Origin of the sequence: Burkholderia glumae LMG 2196 = ATCC 33617, from assembly GCF_000960995.1 — a bacterium.
In the GTDB taxonomy this organism is placed as follows: domain Bacteria; phylum Pseudomonadota; class Gammaproteobacteria; order Burkholderiales; family Burkholderiaceae; genus Burkholderia; species Burkholderia glumae.
Window position 1 is genome coordinate 1,850,240 of the sequence record NZ_CP009435.1, and the last position, 13,492, is coordinate 1,863,731.

Here is a 13,492-nt window from a genome sequence, read left to right on the forward strand (position 1 = left end):
GGCAAGGCGCAACAGCCCAGCCATACGGTACGGCCTGAACGATGCGCGCGGAACCGCGTGGCCCGAAAGCGCCGACGCCGCGGCCGGTCAGGGCCGCGGCGTCGCGGGATCGGCTACCGTGGGCGTCGCGGCACGGCGCGACACCGGTGCATCAGTAGCGCGGCACCGAAGGGTCGACGTCGCGCGACCACGCGTCGATGCCGCCTTGCAGGTTGTAGAGCTTCGTGAAGCCGCGCGATTCGAGGAACATCGCGACCTGCGCGCTGCGCATGCCGTGATGGCAGACGCAGACGATCTCGGCCTCGTCATCGAGTTCCTCGCTGCGCGCGGGGATCTGCTGCATCGGGATCGACACGCTGCCGGCGAGGCTCGCGGTCGCGACCTCCCATGGTTCGCGCACGTCGAGCACGACGGGCGCGGGGCGCGACGGATCGGCGAGCCAGGCGGCCAGCGCGGGGGCGGTCAGGATCTGCATCGGCATGGGCGTGAGCGGGTCAGCGGGAATCAGAAGCGGAAGCGCGACGGCTCCATCGCGTTGACGAGGTGGTCGACGTAGGTTTCGAACACGTCGGCGACGCGGAACTGCTTGTCGTCGATGCGCGTGATGATCTGCGCCTTCATGACCGGCCGCGAGCCGACGAAGGCGGCGAGCCGGCCGCCCACCTTCAGCTGTTCGAGCAGTTCCTGCGGCACCATCGGCAGGCCGCCCGATACGCAGATCACGTCGTAGGGGCCTTTCTCGGGCAGGCCGCGCGCGGCGTCGCCGAGCACCACCTCGACGTTCGTCACGCCGTTGTTGCGCAGATTGTCGGTGGCGAACCGCACGAGTTCGGGATCGATGTCGACCGTCACCACGTGCTGGCCCCGGTGGGCGAGCAGCGCGGCCATGTAGCCGGAGCCGGCGCCGATTTCGAGGATGCTCTCGTGCTTCTTCACCGCGAGTTCCTGCAGCATGCGCGCCTCGACGCGCGGCGCGAGCATCTTCTGGCCGCCGGGCAGCGGCAGTTCGAGATCGGCGAACGCGAGATCGCGATACACCGCGGGCACGTACTGTTCACGCTTGACGACCGACAGCAGGCTCAGGACCTCCTGATCCAGCACGTCCCACGGCCGGATCTGCTGTTCGATCATGTTGAAGCGCGCATTTTCGATGTTCATGGTGGTCATGCCGCAAAGCGGCCGTCAGCGGGGAGATTAACGCGGCGATTGTACCAAACGGCGGCCGATTTCAGCGCCGGAACAGGGCCGCCGCGCTGCGGGGCGTCAGCGTTTGGCGTTGCGGATCTTCTCCTCGAACGTCGTGTCGAGCTTGCTCGCCTTGCGCGGTGCCGGTGGCGCGATGGCGTTGACGAACGCGACGAACTCGTCGGGCGGCAGCGGCGCGCAAAGCTTCTCGGCGGTGCCGCTCGAGCGGTCGGTCAGGTAGAACAGGTCGCCCGGCACGCTGACGGCGGCGTAGCGGGCGTTGCCGGTGCGGGTCTTCAGGCGTTCGACCGCGAGGGTCGCTTTGGTCGTGCGCATCGTGGTGGAGCAAGGAGCGGCGGGAAACCGTCACTTTAGCGCAGATGGCGGGCCGCGGCGCCGGCCGCCGGCCCGGTGAGCCCCGCGCCGGTTTCAGACGGTGCGCGAGCAGCGCCCGGCGCTGGCTGTCGACAGGTAGGCGTCGAACGCCATCGCGATATTGCGCACGAACAGGCGCCCGACCGGGTGGATCGTCAGCCGGTCGGGTTCGATCGTGAGCAGCCCATCGCGCTCGAAATCACCGAGCGCTTCGAGTTCGCGCGTGAAGCGCTCGGCGAAGCGGATCCCGTAGGCGGCTTCCAGTTCGGCGAACGGCAGCGTCAGGTTGCACATGAGCCGCATGATGACGTCGCGGCGCAGGCGGTCGTCCACCGAAAGCCGCACGCCGCGCGCGATCGGCAGCCGGCCCGCGTCGAGCGCCGCGCCCCAGGCGGCCAGGTCCTTGGCGTTCTGCGCGTAGACGTCGCCGACCTTGCCGATCGACGACACGCCCACGCCGATCAGGTCGGTGTCCGCGCGCGTGCTGTAGCCCTGGAAGTTGCGTTGCAGCGTGCCGTTGCGCTGCGCGGCCACCAGCTCGTCGCCGGGCCGCGCGAAATGATCCATGCCGATGTAGACGTAGCCGGCCTCAGTCAGCATTTCGATGGCGAGGCCGAGCAGCGCGACGCGCTCGGCCGGCGGCGGCAGCTGCGCCTCGTCGATGCGGCGCTGCATCTTGAACAGCTGCGGCAGATGCGCGTAGCCGAACACGGAAATCCGGTCCGGCGCGAGTTCGATCACGGTGTCGAGCGTGCGCGCGAAGGTGGCCACGCTCTGCCTCGGCAGCCCGTAGATCAGGTCGACGCTGATCGAGCGGTAGCCGACCAGCCGCGCCGCCGCAATCAGGCTGGCAGTGCGCTCGATCGGCTGGACCCGGTTGATCGAGCGCTGCACCTCGGCATCGACGTCCTGCACGCCGAGGCTCAGCCGGTTGAAGCCCTGCATGCGCAGGTGCGCGAGCGTGGCCGGTACGGCCGTGCGCGGGTCGATCTCGATCGAGATCTCGGCCTCGTCGTCCGCAGCGATCGGAAAGCAGGCGCGCGTGGCGGCCATCAGCTCGGCCGTCTGCGCATCGGACAGGAAGGTCGGCGTGCCGCCGCCCCAATGCAGCTGCGTGATCACGCGGTCCGGGTCGAAGCGTTCGGCCTGCAGCGCCAGCTCGCGCTTGAGCCGTTCGAGATAGGGCACCGCGTGCGCGCGGTTGCCGGTCGCGATCCGGTTGCAGCCGCAGTAGAAGCAGGCCGTCGCGCAGAACGGGATGTGGACGTAGAGTGACAGCTCGCTCGCCGCCGCGCCGGGATCGGCCGCCGCGCGCGCGTAATGGCCGGGATCGAAGGCCTCGTCGAACTGCAGCGCGGTCGGGTACGAGGTGTACCGCGGGCCCGGTATCGCGTACTTCGCCAGCAAATCGGGCCGGAACAACGGGGATCGGGAGCAGGACGTCATGATGGGAATCGACAGGCGACGGGCGACGCGGTTCAGTCTAGTGGCGCGGCGCGCGATCGAGGGCGTCCGGTCTCGATGGAGTTTGAGATGGCACAATGCGGGTTCGCGCGGCGGGGAAATGGCCCGCCGCCTGTTCGATCCCGTATGAGCCAGTGACGTGAACCCGGCAGTCCACTCCGAACTCGCGGCGCCCGCGCGCGCCGCCGCCCATGCCTGCCGAGAAGGCTGCGGCGCCTGCTGCATCGCGCCGTCGATCTCGAGCCCGATTCCCGGCATGCCGGCGGGCAAGCCCGCGGGCGAGCGCTGCGCGCAGCTCGGCGACGATCTGCGCTGCGCGATCTTCGGGCAGCCCGGGCGGCCCGCCTGCTGCTCGGGGCTGCAGCCCGACGACGAGATGTGCGGCGGCTCGCGCGACGAGGCGCTCGCGTGGCTGACCCGGCTCGAGGCCGCGACACGCCCCGGCTCGCCAGCAGCAGGAGAATCCGCATGACGCTTTCCCGGACGAGCCGCCGGCGCCGCCTCGCGCTTGCCGCGCTCGCGGTCCTCGGTGGATCGGTGTCGCTGACCGCCTGCGGCGCGACGCCTACGTTTCCGTTCATCCCGAACCACTATACGTTCTCGAAATCGGACGTGCAGCGGGCCGTGGCGCGCAAGTTTCCATACCAGCACACCGTCTCACAGGTGTTCGAGGTCGCGCTCGCGAATCCCGCCGTGAGCCTGCTGCCCGAACAGAACCGCGTCGCCGTGCAGCTCGACGCGCGCTTCGCGAGCCCGTTCCTGAGCGAGCCCGTGAGCGGCCTGTTTACCGTCTCGGCACAGCTTGCTTACGATCCTGCGAGCCTCTCGGTGGTGCTGCGTGCGCCGGCCGTCGACAGCGTTCACCTCGACGGCGACGCGCAGGCCTACACCGCCCAGGTCGGCCAGGCCGCCGGGCTGCTCGCCACGCAACTGCTGACCAATTATCCGATCTACACCTTCAAGCCCGAGCAACTGCAATTCGCCGGCGTGAACTACGAACCCGGTACAATTACGATTCTTACAAACGGTATACGCGTCGAGATCGTCGAGAAGTGACGGGGTCGGCGCGCGGCCGGGCGGGCCGCGTGCCGGGTCACAGTACCGGCGGCGGCCCTGTTTTCCGCAACTCTGATGAACGGGCAACCGATGGACTGGATACTGATCTGCAAGGCGCTGATACTCGGCGTGGTCGAGGGCTTGACCGAATTTCTGCCCGTTTCGAGCACCGGCCATCTGATCGTCGCCGGCAGCTTTCTCGATTTCAATGCCGATCAGGCCAAAACCTTCGACGTGGTGATCCAGTTCGGGGCGATCCTGGCGGTCTGCTGGGAATACCGGCGCCGCATCGGCACCGTGGTGGCGGGGCTGCCGTCGCGGCCCGAGGCGCGGCGCTTCGCGCTCAACGTCGTGATCGCCACGCTGCCCGCCGTCGTGCTCGCGCTGCTGCTGGAAAAGGCCATCAAGCGCGCGCTGTTCTCGCCGGTGCCGGTCGCGTTCGCGCTGGTCGCGGGCGGCGCCGTGATCCTGTGGGCCGAGGCGCGCCAGCGCGAGCGCCGCGCGCCGGCGAGGGTGATATCGATCGATGCGCTGACTCCGCTCGACGCGCTGAAGGTCGGTCTCGCGCAATGTTGCGCGCTGATTCCCGGCGTGTCGCGCTCCGGTGCCACCATCATCGGCGGCATGCTGGCCGGGCTCGACCGGCGCGTGGCCACCGAATTCTCGTTCTTCCTCGCGATTCCGATCATCTTCGGCGCGACGCTCTACGAAACCGTGAAGGACTGGCACGCGTTCTCGGCCGATTCGGTCGGGCTGTTCGCGATCGGTCTCGCAGCCGCGTTCGTGAGCGCGTTCGCCTGCGTGCGCTGGCTGCTGCGCTACGTGGCCTCGCACGATTTCACCGTATTCGCGTGGTATCGGATCGTGTTCGGGCTGGTCGTGCTGCTGGTGGGCTACAGCGGCTGGTTGAACTGGAACTGAGCGATGGCGGCCGGCGGCGGCCGGCGCCATGAAAAAAGCGGCAACGCATCGCGATCGGTGCGCTGCCGCTTTGGCATTGCGGCCTTCCGGGCTTCGGCGCGGTGCCGGGCTCAGCCGGCGCGCTTGCGGAACACCAGGTCCCAGACGCCGTGCCCGAGCCGCAGGCCGCGCCGCTCGAACTTGGTGACGGGGCGGTAGTCGGGGCGTGGTGCGTAGCCGTCGGCGGTGTTCTCGAGTTGCGGCTCGGCGCCGAGCACTTCCAGCATCTGCTCGGCGTAGTTCTGCCAGTCGGTCGCGCAATGGAGATAGGCACCGGGCTTGAGCCGCGACACGAGCTGCGCCACGAACGGCGGCTGGATCAGGCGGCGCTTGTGATGGCGTGCCTTGTGCCACGGATCGGGGAAGAAGATGTGGACGCCGTCGAGGCTGTCCGGTGCGAGCATGTTCTCGAGCACCTCGACCGCGTCGTGCTGGATGATCCGGATGTTGCTCAGCCCCTGTTCGCCGATCAGCTTCAGCAGCGCGCCCACGCCCGGTTCGTGAACTTCCACGCCGAGGAAATCGTCGTCGCGGCGATGCGCGGCGATCTCGGCCGTCGACGCGCCCATGCCGAAGCCGATCTCGAGGATGCGTGGCGCCTCGCGGCCGAACACCGCCGCCCAGTCCGGCTGCGCGGGCGCGTAGGGCACCAGGTAGCGCGGGCCGAATTCGTCGAGCGCGCGGCGCTGACCCGTGGATACGCGGCCGGCACGCGTCACGAAGCTGCGGATGCGGCGCAAGTGCGGCGGATTCGTGTCGTCGGACGATGCGCCGGCGGCGTCGCGGTCGGGCTCGCGGGCATCGTCGGGGGCGCCGGACGGCGGCAGGCCGGTTGGGTCGGAATCGTGAATCATGGTGTTCAGTGTGGGCGAATCGCGCCGAATCGCGCGCCGGTACCGCATGCATGGGCCGGACGGCGGCCGGCACCGGCTCGATGGCGGCCCGGTATGAAAAAGCCGCCTTCGGTGAGGCGGCTTCGCGCGAGTTTCGGGCCGCGACGGCAGGCCGAAAAGGGCGTGTAAGGTAGCATGGACGGGGACGGTTGTCCAGGTTGGGCCGCGGCGTAGGGGCCGCGCGCTGTTCCGATAGAGGCTGGCTTTACTCCGATGGTTGCGACTGTTAATAATCGCGCTGCAACGAGACAGGCAATTATCAATTTGCGCTGGATTGCTTTGGTAATGTCTTCGAGGGAAGGGATATTCGCTTCAAAGGGGAAAATGTTCGCAACTATAACGCCGATGTTATCGGGATTTTGCTTCTTGAGAACCTTGCTACCTCGGAAGACGGGGGTGACAAGGTGGCGGCTGTGAGAAGTTTCCCGAATCGAGTTGGGCTGGATCCAGCGCCTCGAATCCCAAAAAATTAGAATGACTCACTCGTTAAGTTTTTGTCGATAATTCGAGAATTCTTCGAAATTAATGTTCTCGGTTGAGCCGACCGAAACTGCGTTCAACAGCCCAGCGTCGCAGCGGAACCACGAAGCCTTTCTTCGCCTGCGGTGGCTTGGCCACCTGCAACTCAATGCCTTCGTTGCCGGCCGCCGTTGCAGCGCCATTCCCGGCGTAGCCCTGATCCGCAAAAAGCTAGCTTCACCGTCTTGCCCGTAGCCTGCTGGACCTGCTGCGCCAACTCCCGAACCTGAGCACGCTCTTGCTCGTTGGCCGGCGTGATGGACACGCGCAAAAATGTCTCAAGGTATCGACCGCGATATGCGCTTTGCTGCCGCGCTTGCGTTCGTAGCCGCCCTATCCCGAACGCGGACCGCGCTAGCGCGTCGACTGCTGTGTCGGGTCGTCAAGGATGACGGCGCTGAACTGCCCCTGAAGGGTTGGCGCCACGCGGGTGATCGAACCTAGGTTACCGGTCATCGCTGCAAAGCCACTGGCGCGAAGCCATCGCTGTGTTTGCTGAGATACCGCTTCCCATGGCGGGAAATGCGTCGGCGGCAACCAGCACGGGGCGCTTGCTCTGGCGTGCCAACACAACGCGTTATACAACTCGCGCAGTCCGCATTGTCGTTGCGGAGCGAAAGATACACCGAAGTTTTCCCCGACTGCTTCGAGCGCACAGCGGGACGTGTGTATCGAAAAAAAAGTAGGTGCCGGATTTTTTGTTGCGATGAAGCCTGGGCGTCTAGATGGGCATCAGTTGCTTCCGATGCTCAAACGTTGGGCTAGATGTGAGTGGCGATCGAGTGCCGCCTGCGAGTAAGGTGACTTCTGGAAATTCCTCGGAGCCTTACGTGGCAAGGGAGTCAGCCGTACTGGAGCGGGCGATGGGAATCGAACCCACGTCATCAGCTTGGGAAGCTGAGGTAATGGCCATTATACGACGCCCGCAGAACGCGCAATTCTACAGGGATTTGGCCGGGGATGGCAAGCGGGGCGTCTTGGCCGGTGGCAGCGAAACTGGCATGGCTCGATGCTGGAGCGGTGGCGTCGCTGGCAGTGGTTCGAGAGATCGACCACTTCTCCTTGTTAGACCGCTTTCTCAGCATGACCGCGCGGTGAAAGCGATGACGGATCGATCTTGCGCGCTTCGAGTTCGATGTGCAGAGAAAGAGGCATGCGGCGGTCCAGAAAGGCGTTATATCGAGTCTAGTGCTGCCGGGGGGACGTATACAAACTTTTCCCCTGGTGTAAGGCGGAAATTGCAATCTTTCGCAGGAAGGCCATTCATTTTGAGCAAGATGATCGCCTGTCCTTTCTCTGCAAGGTCTATAAACATGCTGTCTTCGAGTTTTTCGAGGTGCGAGAGCATGTGAGTAAATCCATTTAACACATCGTTGCATTCATTAAAAAGTTGATCTTTTGATTCTTTGGTGGATCGAGCGTTGAGTGTCTGGATTTCAGAATGTGCTGCTTGAGAATTTCGAAGTTTGTTTGCCAGATCCATGTGATTCATCGCGCAATGATCAAACTCGTGGCATAGATGATATGGGTGAGCTAACGAACCAACCAATGATATAAGATGAGGTGTTTTTCCATTATTTTTCTTGCAGTCGGGACAGGGGGGCGAGTAAGACGCCAATGGCCATGCGTTTATATAGGGACTCTGGTATTTGAGTGCAATAGAGTAGTTGCTTGACTGTAACTTCGCAAATTCTTGCTGCATATAAAACGATCTCGTTGTATAGTCGAAGTCGTTCAATTTTCGCGTTTATTTCATCGTGATCTATTGGATTTGTCGCGAACTCATGCCAAGCGTTAACAACTTGGGCCATGATGAGTGTAAGCGATGCTCCACTAAGCGTATAGTGGTTGATTGGACCACTTTCTTCTGGAAAATCATCTTTTGTAATTACCCGAAGTGTTCCGCGCTGCATGAGCCAGGCACGCATTTCTTTGGCTAAGGGGATGAAGTTAATCTCGGCTATTTGTTCACCTTTCCAGCGAAACGCCTCCTGACAGTAGGCCCAAGGTTGGTGGGCGCCATGCCAATCTCGGTGATGGTGTTGAGTCACGTCGCCTGTGTTGCTCATGATTGGAAATCCCCTGATTTTCGGAAACTTTTTAATTTGTGATTTGATAAATTAATTTAATTGGAGTGTTGCAATTGCTTTGCGGTGATGTAACGTTTATCCGGATGATTTTGTGAAAATATCGGGAAAATCGTTCCCGCATAGCTTCAACAGGGTATCGTAGATTTCGCGGTCCTGTTCTGGGCTGCCGGAGTGAGTGCAGAGGGCAAGATAAATGTTCTTTTGTTCGCGTATGCCGAAGATTAGCCACTCGCCCGTCAACTTCTGCTTGGATGTTCGCTGTGTGTATCCCCCCATTACGAACTCATGCGCTAGGCGGCCCTGCCTGCCCAGCGGAGACGGGCTTTCTTCCTCGGCTGCGGTAACTCGAGCGCACAATTTTTCGAATTTATCGCTTTTCGTGCTGAACATTTCCCATTCGTTGTAGATATTTCGAAGCAGAAATCGAGTATCAACGAAGTGCACCTTCCACAGTCCGCGCAGAGCATCACCTTTGAACTGGCGGGGTTTTGCTGTCTTGCTGGGGTAGGGGCTGCGGCCTTCAATGCGTTGGATCACGTCAGCGACCGCGAACGTGTTCCAGGACCGATGCTTCCACGCGCTTGTCAGCTGAACGAGCAAGAATTTGCTGAGGCGGGAAACGTCGATGCCGCAGAGGCCGGCGTTCGACGTGACGAACGAGTGTATATCTTTTTCTGAGACGCCGAAGCCGTCTAGGATGCTTGGATCGATGCTCATGAACTATATGTCCCACGCGGATGGGCGAACGACCTAGCCGTTGCCCGCATCATGTTGTTTGAGGATAGTCGTCGCATGGACGACACGCTACACCAAGACGATTTCTCGCCGCTCACGCCCAATCAGATTCAGGGGCTGGCGGCATCTGTCCAAGACGCGTTCGGCAATGATTTTTCGCGGGCCGAGTTCACGAACCATCTGCTGGCACTGCTAGAAGACGTGCCGGGATTCGAGACCGGCGATGTCCCTCCGGCGTTGATCGAGTCAGCGTGGGCCATCTACTCGGGCGGTCGCTCATGAGCCGGCCGCTATTCCCACTCGGCCAGGTCGTTGTGACGCGCGGCGTAGCGGCCCATCTCGAACGCCACCGCATCTCCGCTTTCCTGTACCTAGACCGCCACGCTCACAATCTCGAAATTATATTTTGAGATGTATGGTTATTTGAGATTCGAATTTTAATTTTTTATTTTTACCTGTTATTGGAAAGCCAAATCACTTGTATTTGACGGAATCGGTTGCGCATTCCGTGGAATATCGTGTATAAGTTGCGTCGTTGCACCGAATAACCAACAGTCGCACTACGTGAGAGAGCATGCGAATCGAGAAACAACTTTGGCACGATGGCCCCATCCTGACCCAGCAGCATGGACAAATGGACTGGATTTACGTTACGTCAGTACGCCTCTGCTGCGATCGCGGAGTCGTGGGGAACGCTCGCCGTTGAAGTAACGAAGGAGCGCTGGCCACGGGCCGCTTGAAACACACACGTCTGTCGAAGTATAAGGTCACGCCCATGGAGGTGACTGCCGAATGGGCGGAAAAGATCGCGAAGTCTCTTGAGAAGGCCAAGACGTTCTGGGAGTTCTGGGAAAAGATGAAGGAGGTGAAGGAGCATGAGAATCCGATTTTCAAGGCTGCAGCAGGTCTCAAGGCCCTTCACATCGACAAGCTGATGACCGCCATCGCCCCGTCGCTGTTCAAGTGGACCAGATTCGGGCTGGTGGGTAATTGTGCAGGAACCTACCTGCTTCGCGGGGCGATGTTGATGCGCGTCGGCATTAGTCACACCGACGCGATCGAATTGGTGAAAACGGCAACCAGAACCGAGTTGCCGATGTTAAACAAGCTGAAAGTGGATTTCCTCGCGCTGCATCTGCGCGGTGTTCCTGCCGCTAACGCGTATGCTCAGACGCTGGATAATCTGGCTTCCGCCGAAAGTGGCCAGTTGCGTCGTGCGAAGTGGAATGCCGTTAAGGTAACGTCGGAAGGAGCAGACGCAGTCGGCGCGGTTCGGCTTACGAGCACCCTTGCATTCATCGAGGTGGTGTCCTTCGCTGCCTCACTTTCGAAGACCGACAAGTCCGTCGAGGGCTATGCGTCGCTGGTTGCGAGCGGATTTTCCGCGGCATCGGCATGCTCCCAGGTTTCGACGAAAGCTGCGACAGCACTTGCAGAGGATGTGACACAGACCTGGACTAATCTGAAGGCGATTGCGGGATATTTGAGTGGTGCAGCCGCCCTAAATGGGGGAGTGGTTGACTTTGGAAAAATCTTTGATCAAAGAAAACAGAGCTTTTCAGGTGCGATGCTTTATTTTGCAAAGAGTGCCCTTGGATTGGCCGCAGCTGCCAGAAACATACTGACCGCGCTTACTTCATTGGTGCCATTTATAGGGCGAATGACTGGGCAATTCTGGATTATATGGATTGTTAAGGTTGATGCGGGGATAGTCGGAGTCACCGCATACAATAAGGCTCTCGCCAAGCCCGCAACTATAGGTGTGGCCGCCGCCGAGCGCAATTTGGCGGTGGAACGGGTGGTGAATGTGGCATTCGACACCGCCACCAAAGGCGTTGCAGGAGATGTCATCGTGAGTATAGCTGAACGTGCATTCCTGATTGGTGTTGGGCGTGTCACACTGTTTCTGGCGGGTTGGGAGGTTGCCGTTGCGATAACGTTGATCCAAGTTTTGATCTGGTATTTCTCGGACAACGACCTCCAAGCGTGGATGAAGAACTGCTGGTTCGGTAGTTCGCTGAACTCCCCACCATGGGAAGCAGGAGAACAGCATGAAAAACTCGAGAAGGCGCTGGGATCGTTGAGCCTTCAGGCTGGAGAGGGTTCTGAATGAAAATAGAAAGCACTTCATCCGCGTCGACGCGTTTGTTAAAAGGTCGGATTCGTAACCTGCGAAAGACGCGCCGGAATCAGGACTTCTTTTTTTCAGCTGCTGACCGCGCCAGAATGGGCGCGACAGCGATTGCCGCTGGGCTTGGCGGTCTGGGCGGCGTCGCCACCGGCCTCAGTGGTATGGCCATGGATACGACGGAAGAGGCGGACTTGCTCGAGTTTGATCTAGATGGAGAAGCCATACGGGCTTGGGTATGGCGGTCCGTCTTTAGTGAGGACGATGAGGTTCAGGTCGTAGCAGAGTGGACCGAAACGCATTGGCAGGGGTATGGTCTATACCGGCCAAGTGACGCCATCGTCGCGTTGCATCCCCATTGTTCGCGTGGGCGCTACGCCCACTACCGGGCGGCATTCAGTATATATTTGAAATGTATGATCCCGCTGATTATTGCCGCTTTTGGAATGCTATTCATAGCAGGTTATTCGATGGATGGTAGTAAATCGTTGATGGTATTGTGGAGTGCTCTTCCGACTATTATGGTTGGCGTGCTGGCGGCTTCGGCAATATACGGTTTTATTGCTTACCGTGTTACCCGAAAGATGATGGGTTTCGTGAAATTAGCAGAAGGCATTTTTGAAGGCTTCGGGTGGTGCAACGTCAAGTTCATCGACCTCCCGGCAATTACAAAGAAGAATAAGAAGCCGGGAGATCCAGCCGTGCTTGGTGTACTTTATTTTCGATATCACGATGAATAGGTGGAATAGAGAATGAGCCTGTCTGGCATTGATCCTTCTCCGACGCGTCTGCTGAAAGGTTGCATCCACAACCTGCGCAAAGCTCGACGGAAACAGGATTTCTTCTTCACCTCTGCTGATCGCGCCAAAATGGGTGCAACCGCTGTGGCTGCAGGCCTCGCTGGGCTGGGTGGAATTGCGACAGGGCTGAGCGGTATGGCTATGGATACGACTGAAAAAGCCGACTTGCTGGAGTTTGATCTCGATGGGCGATCCGTCCGCGCATGGGTTTGGCAATCCATCTTTAATGAAGGCGATGACGTTGAGGTTGTAGCGGAGCAAGTCGGAGAAGTTTGGTAAGGGTATGGGATCTTTAGGACAAGCGATTATATAGTAGATCTTCGCCTACACTGTTCACGAGGGTGGTGCGCTCATTATCGAGATTCGTTTTTATTTTGTGCGAAATTTGTCGCGCCACTGCTATTCTATTCGTTTTCTCGTGCTTTTTGCAGGAGGATATTTCATGTATGGAAATGATTTCAATTGGGAGGGTGCTGCGCCTGGTATTTTTTGGGGTGTGCAATTGATTCGCTTATATGTGGAATTATCGCGTTTCGAGTTTCCAGAAAATTTGTGGGATTCGTTCGATTGGTAGAAGGTAATTTTGATGCATTTTGGTAGAGGGATGTCAAGAATATCGATTTTCCAGTCGTAACAAAGAAAGGGAAGGTGGAGGGTGATCCGGCGGCGCTGAGTGTACTGTACTTTAGCTTTCCAGGCAGTCGACGAGAAATTTTAAAAAGCACCGAAATCGACTGGACTTCAAGTGAGTGAGGGCTCAAAATGAACGCGTCTGCAACGGATACTTCCCCGACGAGACTGCTTCGTGGACGTATTCACAATTTGCGTAGAACGCGTTGCAATCACGATTTTGCCTTCTCCGGTACTGATCGCGTAAAGATGGGCGCGACCGCGGTTGCGGTCGGACTTGCGGGACTAGGCGGCATCGCCACAAGCCTAGTCTTACTGTGGCAATAAGTTACTCTTGAACGCTGAACAAAACGGACATCGCAGGAGCCGACGCGCGATGTATGCAGCGATACGCCAGCGCAGTGTGGTGATGGAATCAGCCACGTGGCGCTCGCGCGCTGGGGACCCGCGTGGCACGTAATCCGAGGGTAAGGAAAATGGATCGCGGATCGTGGAGTTTTTTTACTGTCGCCTTGAGCGAAGCGTTGAGCAACAAGAAACCCGTAGGCAGCAATACACAACGATGCGTGGTGATGGAATCCACGCCAACCGCGCCCTTCGAAGTGTCCCAGGCTGAATTCCTGCTTGAGATGTAGAAGTCGCGACCCGATCTGACAG

The 13,492-nt window shown here is 60.0% G+C and carries 15 protein-coding genes, 1 tRNA gene and 3 pseudogenes; 8 read left to right on the plus strand and 11 right to left on the minus strand.

What is annotated here, in order from left to right:
* Window positions 1-151 precede the first annotated feature (151 nt).
* The 4 genes from KS03_RS20945 to hemN form a co-directional block, all read right to left on the minus strand.
* On the minus strand, window positions 152-475 hold the full coding sequence (locus tag KS03_RS20945; RefSeq protein ID WP_026051308.1) for a rhodanese-like domain-containing protein: 324 nt from the start codon (window positions 473-475) through the stop codon (window positions 152-154).
* Between the two features lie 29 nt (window positions 476-504).
* Complete coding sequence (locus KS03_RS20950) at window positions 505-1,158, minus strand: protein-L-isoaspartate O-methyltransferase family protein (RefSeq protein WP_012734847.1); 654 nt, start codon at window positions 1,156-1,158, stop codon at window positions 505-507.
* Window positions 1,159-1,263: 105 nt separating this feature from the next.
* Entirely contained in the window at window positions 1,264-1,521 is a 258-nt protein-coding gene (locus tag KS03_RS20955) for a hypothetical protein (RefSeq protein ID WP_012734848.1), read from the minus strand.
* Window positions 1,522-1,614: 93 nt separating this feature from the next.
* Complete coding sequence (hemN, locus tag KS03_RS20960; RefSeq protein WP_012734849.1) at window positions 1,615-3,006, minus strand: oxygen-independent coproporphyrinogen III oxidase; 1,392 nt, start codon at window positions 3,004-3,006, stop codon at window positions 1,615-1,617.
* A 157-nt stretch (window positions 3,007-3,163) separates the two neighbouring features.
* Between hemN and KS03_RS20965 the strand changes: the two genes are divergently transcribed.
* The 3 genes from KS03_RS20965 (at window position 3,164) to KS03_RS20975 (ending at window position 5,001) form a co-directional block, all read left to right on the plus strand.
* Complete coding sequence (locus tag KS03_RS20965) at window positions 3,164-3,496, plus strand: YkgJ family cysteine cluster protein (RefSeq protein ID WP_012734850.1); 333 nt, start codon at window positions 3,164-3,166, stop codon at window positions 3,494-3,496.
* Window positions 3,493-4,080: a DUF1439 domain-containing protein gene (locus tag KS03_RS20970; RefSeq protein WP_012734851.1), complete on the plus strand. Its 588-nt coding sequence runs from the start codon at window positions 3,493-3,495 to the stop codon at window positions 4,078-4,080. The genes KS03_RS20965 and KS03_RS20970 overlap by 4 nt, the downstream gene beginning before the upstream one ends.
* A 90-nt stretch (window positions 4,081-4,170) precedes the next feature.
* On the plus strand, window positions 4,171-5,001 hold the full coding sequence (locus KS03_RS20975; RefSeq protein ID WP_012734852.1) for an undecaprenyl-diphosphate phosphatase: 831 nt from the start codon (window positions 4,171-4,173) through the stop codon (window positions 4,999-5,001).
* A gap of 110 nt (window positions 5,002-5,111) precedes the next feature.
* Here KS03_RS20975 and trmB read toward each other — a convergent pair whose 3' ends face one another.
* The 6 genes and pseudogenes from trmB to KS03_RS20990 form a co-directional block, all read right to left on the minus strand.
* Complete coding sequence (gene trmB / locus KS03_RS20980) at window positions 5,112-5,894, minus strand: tRNA (guanosine(46)-N7)-methyltransferase TrmB (protein ID WP_012734853.1); 783 nt, start codon at window positions 5,892-5,894, stop codon at window positions 5,112-5,114.
* Window positions 5,895-6,464: 570 nt separating this feature from the next.
* Window positions 6,465-7,067: pseudogene (locus KS03_RS30275) on the minus strand (transposase); the annotation flags it as partial.
* A gap of 237 nt (window positions 7,068-7,304) precedes the next feature.
* A tRNA-Gly gene (locus KS03_RS20985) sits at window positions 7,305-7,379 on the minus strand.
* Window positions 7,380-7,626: 247 nt separating this feature from the next.
* Entirely contained in the window at window positions 7,627-7,935 is a 309-nt protein-coding gene (locus KS03_RS31585) for a hypothetical protein (RefSeq protein ID WP_127913970.1), read from the minus strand.
* Between the two features lie 91 nt (window positions 7,936-8,026).
* Window positions 8,027-8,521, minus strand: coding sequence for a hypothetical protein (locus KS03_RS31590; protein ID WP_127913969.1), 495 nt, complete (start codon window positions 8,519-8,521; stop codon window positions 8,027-8,029).
* Window positions 8,522-8,617: 96 nt separating this feature from the next.
* Window positions 8,618-9,259 carry a hypothetical protein gene (locus KS03_RS20990; protein WP_012734854.1) on the minus strand — a complete coding sequence of 214 codons (642 nt, stop codon included), beginning with the start codon at window positions 9,257-9,259 and terminating at the stop codon, window positions 8,618-8,620.
* 75 nt (window positions 9,260-9,334) lie between these two features.
* Between KS03_RS20990 and KS03_RS20995 the strand changes: the two genes are divergently transcribed.
* The 5 genes and pseudogenes from KS03_RS20995 to KS03_RS33500 all read left to right on the plus strand — a co-directional run.
* A complete protein-coding gene (locus KS03_RS20995; protein ID WP_012734855.1) occupies window positions 9,335-9,559 on the plus strand; it encodes a hypothetical protein in 225 nt (74 codons plus the stop codon).
* A gap of 454 nt (window positions 9,560-10,013) precedes the next feature.
* On the plus strand, window positions 10,014-11,390 hold the full coding sequence (locus KS03_RS21000; protein WP_017432439.1) for a T6SS effector BTH_I2691 family protein: 1,377 nt from the start codon (window positions 10,014-10,016) through the stop codon (window positions 11,388-11,390).
* On the plus strand, window positions 11,387-12,145 hold the full coding sequence (locus KS03_RS30280; RefSeq protein WP_012734856.1) for a putative type VI secretion system effector: 759 nt from the start codon (window positions 11,387-11,389) through the stop codon (window positions 12,143-12,145). Before KS03_RS21000 ends, KS03_RS30280 begins: the two co-directional genes overlap by 4 nt.
* 12 nt (window positions 12,146-12,157) lie before the next feature.
* Window positions 12,158-12,484 (plus strand): putative type VI secretion system effector, encoded by a 327-nt coding sequence (locus KS03_RS33220; RefSeq protein ID WP_308506980.1) that lies wholly within the window; start codon window positions 12,158-12,160, stop codon window positions 12,482-12,484.
* Window positions 12,485-12,967: 483 nt separating this feature from the next.
* A pseudogene (locus KS03_RS33500) lies at window positions 12,968-13,144 on the plus strand (putative type VI secretion system effector); the annotation flags it as partial.
* 106 nt (window positions 13,145-13,250) lie between these two features.
* On the opposite strand, the pseudogene KS03_RS32900 reads toward KS03_RS33500, so the two are convergent.
* Window positions 13,251-13,464: pseudogene (locus KS03_RS32900) on the minus strand (IS701 family transposase); the annotation flags it as partial.
* Window positions 13,465-13,492 lie beyond the last annotated feature (28 nt).

What these genes read in the sequence shown, in the direction of transcription:
- KS03_RS20945 (WP_026051308.1), bottom strand. Translation starts at nt 475, where the DNA reads ATGCAGATCCTGACCGCCCCCGCGCTGGCCGCCTGGCTCGCCGATCCG.
- KS03_RS20950 (WP_012734847.1), bottom strand. Translation starts at nt 1,158, where the DNA reads ATGAACATCGAAAATGCGCGCTTCAACATGATCGAACAGCAGATCCGG.
- KS03_RS20955 (WP_012734848.1), bottom strand. Translation starts at nt 1,521, where the DNA reads ATGCGCACGACCAAAGCGACCCTCGCGGTCGAACGCCTGAAGACCCGC.
- hemN (WP_012734849.1), bottom strand. Translation starts at nt 3,006, where the DNA reads ATGACGTCCTGCTCCCGATCCCCGTTGTTCCGGCCCGATTTGCTGGCG.
- KS03_RS20970 (WP_012734851.1), top strand. Translation starts at nt 3,493, where the DNA reads ATGACGCTTTCCCGGACGAGCCGCCGGCGCCGCCTCGCGCTTGCCGCG.
- KS03_RS20975 (WP_012734852.1), top strand. Translation starts at nt 4,171, where the DNA reads ATGGACTGGATACTGATCTGCAAGGCGCTGATACTCGGCGTGGTCGAG.
- trmB (WP_012734853.1), bottom strand. Translation starts at nt 5,894, where the DNA reads ATGATTCACGATTCCGACCCAACCGGCCTGCCGCCGTCCGGCGCCCCC.
- KS03_RS31585 (WP_127913970.1), bottom strand. Translation starts at nt 7,935, where the DNA reads ATGGATCTGGCAAACAAACTTCGAAATTCTCAAGCAGCACATTCTGAA.
- KS03_RS31590 (WP_127913969.1), bottom strand. Translation starts at nt 8,521, where the DNA reads ATGAGCAACACAGGCGACGTGACTCAACACCATCACCGAGATTGGCAT.
- KS03_RS20990 (WP_012734854.1), bottom strand. Translation starts at nt 9,259, where the DNA reads ATGAGCATCGATCCAAGCATCCTAGACGGCTTCGGCGTCTCAGAAAAA.
- KS03_RS20995 (WP_012734855.1), top strand. Translation starts at nt 9,335, where the DNA reads ATGGACGACACGCTACACCAAGACGATTTCTCGCCGCTCACGCCCAAT.
- KS03_RS30280 (WP_012734856.1), top strand. Translation starts at nt 11,387, where the DNA reads ATGAAAATAGAAAGCACTTCATCCGCGTCGACGCGTTTGTTAAAAGGT.
- KS03_RS33220 (WP_308506980.1), top strand. Translation starts at nt 12,158, where the DNA reads ATGAGCCTGTCTGGCATTGATCCTTCTCCGACGCGTCTGCTGAAAGGT.